Source organism: Bacillota bacterium (assembly GCA_023511835.1).
In the GTDB taxonomy this organism is placed as follows: domain Bacteria; phylum Bacillota; class Sulfobacillia; order JAIMAT01; family JAIMAT01; genus JAIMAT01.
In genome coordinates this window covers 1-2167 of record JAIMAT010000148.1, presented here as the reverse complement: position 1 = coordinate 2167, position 2167 = coordinate 1, and the positions used below count along the sequence as shown (strand labels likewise).

Below are 2167 nucleotides of genomic sequence, written 5' to 3'. Positions count from 1 at the left end.
GGCGGTGGCCGACGCCGCCGGCCGCCTCCGCGGCACGGCCCAGGCGGCCGGCTGAGGCGGCGGGCGCCGTGCGCTGCGGCCTTCTCACGGCCAGCGATTCGGGGGCGCGGGGCGAGCGCGTCGACCGTTCCGGCGACCTGATCGAAGGCTGGCTCCGCGAGCGCGGTCACGAGGTGGTCTACCGGGGCCTGGTGCCGGACGACCAGGAAGCGATCCGGCAGGCGCTTCTCCACTGCGTCGACGAGCTGGACCTGGAGCTGGTCCTGACCACCGGCGGGACGGGCCTCGGCCCGCGCGACGTCACCCCGGAGGCCACCCGCTCCGTCCTGGAGCGGGAGGTGCCGGGGATCGCCGAGGCGCTCCGCCAGGCCGGAGCCCGGGCCACCCCGCGGGCGCTCCTCTCGCGCGGCCTGGCCGGCGTCCGGGGCGGCAGCCTGATCGTCAACCTGCCCGGCAGCCCGGCCGGCGTGCGCGACGGCTTGGCCGTGCTGGATCCCATCGTCGAACACGCGGTCGCCATCCTGCGGGGCCGGCCGGTCGACCACTGAGCCGCGCGGGGACGGGCGCCGTCCACGCCCTCTACCAGGTATCCCCTCCCGAGGGCGGCGGCCAGTCGCCGATCTGGCGCCGGAGCAGGACGATCTGGCCCAGGTGGTAGGAGTTGTGGATGGCGAGGTCGGTCAGCAGCTCGCCCACCAGGCGGCGGCTGCCCCGCACCGGCTCCTGCCAGCGCGGCAGGTAGCGGTTCACCTCGCCCAGCGTGGCCAGGAAGTGGGCGACGGCGCCGTCCAGCTCCTCCTGGCTGGGCGGCGCGGGGGGGAAGGGCCACCCCTCCTCGGCGTGCGCGGGCTGCTGCGGCTCCTCGCCGCGCAGCTGGGCGAGGGCGAAGTCCAGCCAGAAGATGAGGTGGCCGAGGAGCTGGTGGACGGTGTAGGGCGCCCCCTCGGGGCGGCGCCCCGCGGCGGCCGTCCCCAGAGCCTCCAGCGCGACCTCGGGGCGGACGTGCGCGGGCACCTCCTCCAGGGCGACGCGGATGGCCCGGACGGCCGGGTCCGCACCCGGCCCGGCGGCTGTCGACAATGTGCATCCCCCCGCGCCTGATCATATCCTCCGCGGGATAGACTGTGAGCAGTCCCGGATGTGAGGTGGGCGGCGGTGTCGGCTGGCGGTCTCGGCGCATGGGCGGGCGGCGGGTGGCGGCTCAGCCCGGCGCTGCTCGCGCTGGCGCTTCTCCTCTTCGCCACCTATCTGGCCGGCTGGCTGCGCATGCGCAGGCGGGGGCTGGCGCGGAGCGCGGCGGCCTGGCGGGCGCTGGCCTTCGCGCTGGGGCTGGCGACCGTGCTGGCCGCCTTCGACTCGCCGGCGCAGGCACTCAGCCGGCGGCTGGTCAGCTTCCTGGTCCTGGAGCACGAGCTGCTGGGCCTGGTGGCCGCGCCGCTCCTCCTCCTGGGCCTGCCGGGGCCGGCCTGGGCGTGGGGGCTGCCGGCCGCCTGGCGGCGGCGTGCGCTGCCGCGCCTCCTCCACTGGCGGCCGCTTCGGGCGCTGGGCCGTATGCTCTTCCGGGTGCCGGTGGGCTGGCTGGGTTTCGCCTGGATCCTCGGCCTGGGCCTTCTGCCCCCCGTGGAGCAGTGGGTCCGTTCGGCGACGGCGGGCCAGGAGGTGACGCTGACGCTCTTCCTGGTCAGCGGCCTCGCCTTCTGGGGGCCGGTGATCGGCTACTCGCTCCACGGGCGGCGCCTCAGGCCGGCGGCGGGTATGGCCTATATCGGCGGCTTCGTGCCGGTGCTCTGGATCGCCTCGGTCGTCCTCCTCTTCGGCGGCGACATCCTCTACGCGCGACGGGACGAGGCGCTGCCGCTGGGCTTCACCGCCCTGATGGACCAGCAGGTGGCCGGCGCCGGCCTGCTCGTCGTCTCCATCCTCTACGTCTCCGCCTTCCTGGTGGAGGTGGCCGCCTGGCTCGAGGCGGGCGACGCCGATGCGCGAAGCCGCGGGACTCCCGCACGCGTGATCCTCCTCCACCGGCGCCGCTCCGCCTGAGCTGCCGCCGCGGTCCGGTTCAGGCCGCCCGCCTGAGCAGGTCGCCGCCGCCGGCGGCGGCCCCCTGGGCGGGCGCCTGACTCGTCCGGGCCGCCTGCGGGTAGAGGAGGCGGAAGAGGCTCTCCAG

At 76.3% G+C, this 2167-nt stretch carries 3 protein-coding genes; 2 read left to right on the top strand and 1 reads right to left on the bottom strand.

What is annotated here, in order from left to right:
- The first annotated feature begins 68 nt into the window (after positions 1-68).
- Complete coding sequence (locus tag K6U79_11575; protein MCL6522993.1) at positions 69-548, top strand: MogA/MoaB family molybdenum cofactor biosynthesis protein; 480 nt, start codon at positions 69-71, stop codon at positions 546-548.
- Positions 549-579: 31 nt separating this feature from the next.
- On the opposite strand, the gene K6U79_11570 is transcribed toward K6U79_11575, so the two are convergent.
- The gene (locus tag K6U79_11570; GenBank protein MCL6522992.1) at positions 580-1080 is read right to left on the bottom strand and encodes a DinB family protein; all 501 of its coding nucleotides are present in this window, start codon (positions 1078-1080) and stop codon (positions 580-582) included.
- Between the two features lie 75 nt (positions 1081-1155).
- Between K6U79_11570 and K6U79_11565 the strand changes: the two genes are divergently transcribed.
- A complete protein-coding gene (locus K6U79_11565) occupies positions 1156-2040 on the top strand; it encodes a cytochrome c oxidase assembly protein (GenBank protein MCL6522991.1) in 885 nt (294 codons plus the stop codon).
- The last annotated feature ends 127 nt before the right edge of the window (positions 2041-2167 follow it).